Annotated in this window: 5 protein-coding genes; 4 read left to right on the top strand and 1 reads right to left on the bottom strand. The window is 69.5% G+C overall.

The genetic code is table 11. The features are described 5' to 3' along the window. On the top strand, positions 1 to 192 hold a 192-nt coding region (locus Q1N79_RS27835; RefSeq protein ID WP_300614024.1), incomplete at its 5' end, for a hypothetical protein. Here Q1N79_RS27835 and Q1N79_RS27830 read toward each other — a convergent pair. After that, on the bottom strand, positions 165 to 2,000 hold the full coding sequence (locus tag Q1N79_RS27830; protein ID WP_300614023.1) for a hypothetical protein: 1,836 nt from the start codon (positions 1,998 to 2,000) through the stop codon (positions 165 to 167). The two genes, Q1N79_RS27835 and Q1N79_RS27830, sit on opposite strands and share 28 nt — an antisense overlap. A 384-nt stretch (positions 2,001 to 2,384) precedes the next feature. Here Q1N79_RS27830 and Q1N79_RS27825 point away from each other — a divergent pair, with 384 nt between their 5' ends. The 3 genes from Q1N79_RS27825 (at position 2,385) to Q1N79_RS27815 (ending at position 5,952) form a co-directional block, all read left to right on the top strand. Next, complete coding sequence (locus Q1N79_RS27825; protein WP_300614022.1) at positions 2,385 to 3,869, top strand: hypothetical protein; 1,485 nt, start codon at positions 2,385 to 2,387, stop codon at positions 3,867 to 3,869. 324 nt (positions 3,870 to 4,193) lie between these two features. Then, positions 4,194 to 5,087: a tyrosine-type recombinase/integrase gene (locus Q1N79_RS27820; protein ID WP_300614021.1), complete on the top strand. Its 894-nt coding sequence runs from the start codon at positions 4,194 to 4,196 to the stop codon at positions 5,085 to 5,087. Between the two features lie 610 nt (positions 5,088 to 5,697). After that, entirely contained in the window at positions 5,698 to 5,952 is a 255-nt protein-coding gene (locus tag Q1N79_RS27815; protein WP_300614020.1) for a hypothetical protein, read from the top strand. The last annotated feature ends 236 nt before the right edge of the window (positions 5,953 to 6,188 follow it).

Genomic DNA, 6,188 nt, shown 5'->3' with positions numbered 1-6,188 from the left:
CGGAAGCTACTGCGATGGGAACACGAATGGAACAATCAGGTGAGTTCCTTCCGTGCGCCGGTCGAGCGCGCCGTTGCGAACTTGAAGACATGGCGGATTCTCTTCACCGACTACCGCCGGCCGCTGAAGACCTTTAAGTCATCATTTCGAGCAGTGATCGGGCTTTACTTCTTCAAGGAGAGTTTCGCATAAGCCTCATTACCGGCAATGACGGTTGGCCGGCCGAGCAGGCCGGCCAGATAACGACCGAATGCCGAGTGCGGGCTCGTGACCGCGACGACGGCGGCCGGCTCCCAGCCCGCGAGCTGCGCCCGCATCTGGAGGGGACTCGGGTACAGTCCGTTGGCCGGGAGGGTGGCGACCTCCGTAACGTTGACGCCCGCTGACTGCGCCCAGAGCTGGTTCAGGTAGCCGGCTTCAGAAGACAGCCCGTTGCCGTCTGTGGCAGCCGGCCCGTTCCAGGTCGGCCCCATGTAATAGCCGCCGTACATCGAGGAGGGCATGGCGGTGTCGGCCTGCCAGCGAAGCGGAGCGGTGTAGGTCAGCACCGGGATGGGCAGCACGAGGACGCTCGCGCCGGCCGGCAGCCGCAGCGCGGTGAACGCCGCGGTCCAGCCCGCTGGCACAGGCGAGGCCTGGGCGGCGGGCAGCGGGACGGGCACCAGCGGCAGGACCGCGATCAGCGCGACGCCGGCGATCGGGCCCTTCAGCCGGGGCCAGCGACCGCGCGCGGCGTCGAGGCCGAAAGCCGCCATCGCGGCGGCCGCGCCGTCGGCGACGATGGAGAACCGGTCAGGGATCACCGCGCCCGCGACCGGCAGGGTCTGCAGCCAGTACCACGGCAGCACGATGCCCTCGTGTTCCCTGCCGCCGGCCAGCAGGGTCCCGCCCAGGGAGAACGCCGACAGCGCCGCGAACGCCACCGCCGCGGCGCGCACCGGCAGGCGGCGCCAGAACCGCACCGCGATGACCGCGAGGACGGCGAGCATCGGCCAGCCGAGGTAGCCGAGGTATTCGGGGAGCCCGCCCTGGAACCGGGCCGCGAACGCGGCGCTGCCGGCCGTATGCAGCAGCATGGCCGATGAGGGCCGGACGAACCCGGCGAGATCGTTCTTGTAGAAATCCGGGGCGAAGGGGCTGCCCTGCTGGCGCAGCGGGCCGAAGAACTGCACCCACAGCGGGTAGCCCGCGGTCGCGGCGGTCACCGCGGTCGCCGCGCCGGCGCCGGTGGCGATGTCACGGATGCGGCCGCCCACCGCTCCCGGCCGGGACAGGGCCAGCACCGCGACGAGGATTGCCGCGGCCACGGCCGCGTCAAACAGGAGTTCCTCCGCGATGAACAGCTGGGCTGCCGCCAGCAGGCCCAGCCGGGCCCCGCGGCGCGCTGCGGCCCGCCTGCCGGTGCCGCAGCGCCCGGTGGCCAGCCGCAGCGCTTCGTCGACGATCAGCGGCGGCAGGACCGCGAACTGGAGGTCGTAGTGGCCCATCGACGACTGGATCAGCGCCGGGGAGAACCCGTAGACCAGCCCGCCGAGCCCGGCGGCGCTGATGCTGGCGTCCCAGCGGCGCAGCACGGCGAACATGGCGACCGCAGACCCCGCGAACCCCACTGTCATGAGCACCGTCAGGCTGGCCTGCGGGCCGGCCAGCAGCGTCAGCGGCGCCAGCAGCACGCCGGGCAGCAGCATGGCCGTGTTCCACATGATGGCGACCCCTTGGGGGGCGTTCATCCCCGTGGTGATCAGCGCGGGCAGCCTCAGCTGCGCGACCGCTGTGGCGTCGTACCTGAAGAACCAGGCGAACTGGTCAGCGTCGGCGGGGTTGCCTGCCACGATCCGCGACGCCGGGTCCGGCCACAGCCAGATGGTCAGCGCGATCGCGCCGACCAGGTAGTAGGCCCCCGCGATCCACAGCACCCGGCGGGCGCCGAGCGGCCGCGTGCCTTCTGCCGCGGGCCGGCCGTCCCGTCCCGGCCGGGCCGCCGGCGGGGCCGTACGCACGTTAAGCATCCCTTCGACTGCTAAGCGCGATGGGGGCGCGCCTGCCGGCAGCTGACCACCGGCCGCACTATGCGTAAGAAGAGCATCACGCACAGTGCGGGGCCATGGCGGCCGCGGGGCTCGCCGGGCCTATCTCGCCACTATCTCGCTGCAATCACGCCACGATCACGCGCTCTATGTGAGATGTTAGGAGATCGCAATAAGTCTGCCGGCTTAATAGCGAAGATCACGCTAGAACGGGACAAGCCATAGATCTTCTTAATTTCTCCTCCAATGCCTGGCTGGCTGTTCTAGCGTGTGCCTCCGGGAGCGTCAGCGGACACGGAGGTGGACTGCATGAGCACCGGGCATCGGTCCGCATGGCGCCGCGCACGCAGAAATCGTGTGGCGCGTATCGCGGCCCCGCTCGCCATCCCCCTGGCGCTAGGCCTGACGCTCGGGGTCGTGATCGCGGTCGCGAGGGGCTCGGGCGCCCCGAGCCTCGGCCAGGTACCCCTGGGCGCCTCGGCGGGCACCTCGGCCAGCGCTTCGCCGTCGCCGACGGGCACGGCCTCGGCGGCCGCGGCGACCACTGCGGCCAACGTCGACTGCGACATCATCGTCCCGGCGAACCCGCTCACCGCGCAGGGCCTGGCCACGCCGTACCAGCTCACCGGCACAGACGGCCAGACCCCCGCGCAGTCCGGGTGCGAGATGACCAACGCGGTCAACCTCGGGGCCTTCGTGCAGGCCACGATCCTGGACCCGGTCACGGGCAAGCTCTACGTCTACGACCCGCTTGTCATCACGAAGGGCACGACCCCGATCGTGCCACCCGTGGTGCCGATACTGCCCAAGCCCGCGATCGTCACGATCGACTTCGGGTTCAACGGCACGGACCTGTACCAGGTCGGCGCGACGCCCGGCACGCTGCGGGATGCCAACTGCGTCAACGGCATGCCCGGATCGGTCTTCGGACAGGTGTCGTTCTGCAACGGCATCAACTTCTTCACGGCGGCGTTCCAGGATGAGCGCGAGGGCAAGCTGGTCGTGCCGTCGGAAGGCACCTCGGACAAGATCATCCCGTCTGGGGGTGCCATGGGGTCGGGCCGGAACTGCCCGGAAACCCGCAACTTCGACATGGTGGACCAGGACCCGAGCGACAACGTGACGACCGAGTACCTGCTGGACCCGGCCACCGGCCAGACCGCGCAGGACACCGCGTCCAACGCGGAGAACATCCAGGGTTCCACGCTGCTTGTCAACGGCAGCGACAACACACTGCTTGACCAGTTCATCGACCCGGTCCTCGGGTGCACCCCGTTCGAGGCGCCCGACCTGGCGAACGAGGATCAGCCGACCAGCTCCCAGGCCATGGACGAGCTGCTCTCCGCCGCGCACCAGCCGACGATCGCGGCGCTTGTGCCGGAGAACGACGAGATGGTGCTGAACGGCGCCAACGGGTTCGACGCGGCGAAGACCGACCTGTACAGGGAAGAGCTGGGCCAGGCGCCGATCGATTCGCAGAACAACCAGACCAGCAGCCCGGCGATGTACTGCCAGTACATCATCGACATTCAGACGCCGTTCCTGGCGGCGAACGCGGCCGTCCTCGCCACCGGCCAGCCGCCGGTGACAGGGGTCGGCGACAACCTGCTCACGTTCATGGCGAACCGGCTCAGCATGTCCTTCACCAACCTTGCCTGCCAGAACTTCGGCCTGACGAACCCCGTCACGGTCACGCTGAACGGCCAGGGCGTCGCGATCGCGGCGACGTTCAACACCACGCGGCAGTACGCGACCCACACGGGGATGACGCCGACGATGCCGGGCTCGAGTCAGCGGCTGGGCCGCGCGCACCACCAGCTGATGAACCCGTCGGGGATGTGACGTCGTGACAGCACGGCACTCGCCATCGCCGCGCGGATAGCCGCGCGGGCGGGGAACCGGGACCGCGGTTATCGTGGAGTGCACGGCGCCCGGTCCCTGGAGGTGGACGTGAACTCGGTGTTCGCGGTCGATGCCTGCCGCACCCCGCCCCGCCAGGGCCGCGATGACCGTTTCTTGCTAATTTCCGTTATCCGCTAGATAACAGCTTGGTATCCCGCGTTCCGTTCTCAGCAGTTTAACGCTCTGGCCTGCCGTTTCCGGCCGCCGTGGGCTACGATACACCACGGGCGTGGTTCGTAGTCAAGATAACGAAGGAAACCGGCGATGGACGCAGGGGACATGCGGGAGCTGCTCGACTCGTGGCTCATAGCGCTGGAGGCCGAACGCAAGTCGCCGCACACCGTCAAGCAGTACCGGACCGGCGTGCGGTTCTTCCTCGACTGGTGCGACGCGAACGGCGAGCCCCCCGACATGACCGACCCCGGCCCGGCGCGCCGCTGGCTCGCCGACCTGGCCCGGCAGGGACTGCAGGGCTCCACGCTCAACTCCCGGTTCGCCGCGCTGCGCGCCTTCGCCATGTGGCTGCTCGCCGAGGATGAGATCGGCGCCGCGGGGATCACCCGCGTCGGCCGGCCGAAGATCGACGAGAAGGCCCCGCCCGCGCTCACCCGGGCGCAGATCGAGGCGATCCTCGGTGCCTGCGCGGCCGACAAGGGCTTTGAGGGCATCCGCGACGAGGCGATGTTCTCCCTCATGTTCGACGCCCTGGTGCGCTCCGACGAGCTGTGCGCGATGGCCGCCGACGGCGACGTGAACGTGCGCGACCGGACCGTCCGCGTCCGGCGCGGCAAGGGCGGCAGGGAACGCTGGTCGGCGTTCTCCGCGCAGACCGCACGCCGCGTCGACCGCTACCAGCGCGCCCGGCGCCGGCATAAGCACGCCGCGGACCCGGCGTTCTGGGTCGGCCGCCGCGGCGGCCTGACGTACCCGGGGCTGTACGCGGCGTTCAAGCGGCGCGCCGAGGCGGCCGGGGTCGAGGCGTTCCCGCACATGCTGCGCGCCGGGGGAGCGGTCAACTGGCGGCGGCAGGGCGGCTCGACCGAGTCGCTGCTGACGATCGCGGGCTGGCGCGACGTCCGGATGGCGATGCGGTACACGAAGGTCGCCGAGCGGGAGCTGGCGCTGGAGGAAGCGCGGCGGCTGTTCGACGGGCAATAACAGGACGCAATAATGCTGACGGCCCGCTAATAGCGCGCAATATCCCGTGATACCTGCCCATGTCTCCGAATATAGCGGCGCCTGGAACCCTGACCTGCGGGGACGGCGGAAAGAGGCGGGAATTTCCGCAACCTTGCGCATTTCTGACGCCGTTCTAACGCTGCCCTGACATTCCCGGAAAGTTCCCTAAAGTTGGGCCTGGCCTGCGCTGATGCCCATCCGGTCTCTGGTGTCTCCCATGTCCCTGACGGACTTCCGGCGGCGAACGACGCGCAACCCGCCCGGATGGTTTACATGGCGCGAACATCCCCGAATGACGGAAACGTCCGCGTAAGTGCGCGCACGTGTGAATAAGTACGCACACGTATGCGGATATGTCAGGGGGCGCCACGACACGGCCGGCATACTAGCTTTTTTGCGACCCAATAGTTTAAGTTGGGCAACGGCCCGCGAAGGCGCACGGGTGTAAGTAACTTGGATGCGAGCGGCCGGTCTCTCGCCAAAGGTCCCGGCCGCCCGCTGTCCCGATGACAGGACGGTGGTCACTTTGGCACGCCCCGCGTATTCCGTCAATCCGGACTACCCGCCGGAACGCACCCTCCCCGGCGCCATGGCCCGGCTCATATCCGAGCCCTGGGATGCGATGACCGCCGCGGCCAACGCCAGCCCGAACCACGTCAGCAGCGACGAGCGGTGGACCCGCAAGGCCCGGGAGGCGAATCCGGCCCTCAGCGAGGACCAGGCCTACCGGCTCGGCCAGCACCTCAAGAAGGCGCACTACGTCAGGATGGGCAGGTTGTCCGCGCGGGCGCGGCAGCTCGCCCGCCAGGCCGCCGACGAGCTCGCCGCCGCCGAGGCGGTATGACCCGTGGCCTCAGCAGAGAGGCCGCGCTCCCTGCCGAAAGGGAACGCGGCCCGGACAACGACGACAGTCCCTAGGGTACAGGCTTGGTGAGCGGCACCGCGCGGGCCCGGCTCGAGCAGGCGCTCGCCGACCACGGGTGCACCGTCCGCGGCAACTCAGCCCAGTGCCCCGCGCACGAGGACCGGACCGCGTCGCTGTCGATCGGCGAGCGCAGGGACGGCGCCGGGGTCGTCGTC

It is taken from the genome of Trebonia sp. (assembly GCF_030042015.1).
Classification (GTDB): domain Bacteria; phylum Actinomycetota; class Actinomycetes; order Streptosporangiales; family Streptosporangiaceae; genus Trebonia.
The sequence above is the reverse complement of the archived record's forward strand: the minus strand, read 5'-3'. Positions and strand labels throughout refer to the sequence as shown.

Bases quoted from the DNA above. Each gene is read 5' to 3' on its own strand.
- Q1N79_RS27820 (WP_300614021.1), top strand. From the start codon at position 4,194: ATGGACGCAGGGGACATGCGGGAGCTGCTCGACTCGTGGCTCATAGCG.
- Q1N79_RS27815 (WP_300614020.1), top strand. From the start codon at position 5,698: ATGGCCCGGCTCATATCCGAGCCCTGGGATGCGATGACCGCCGCGGCC.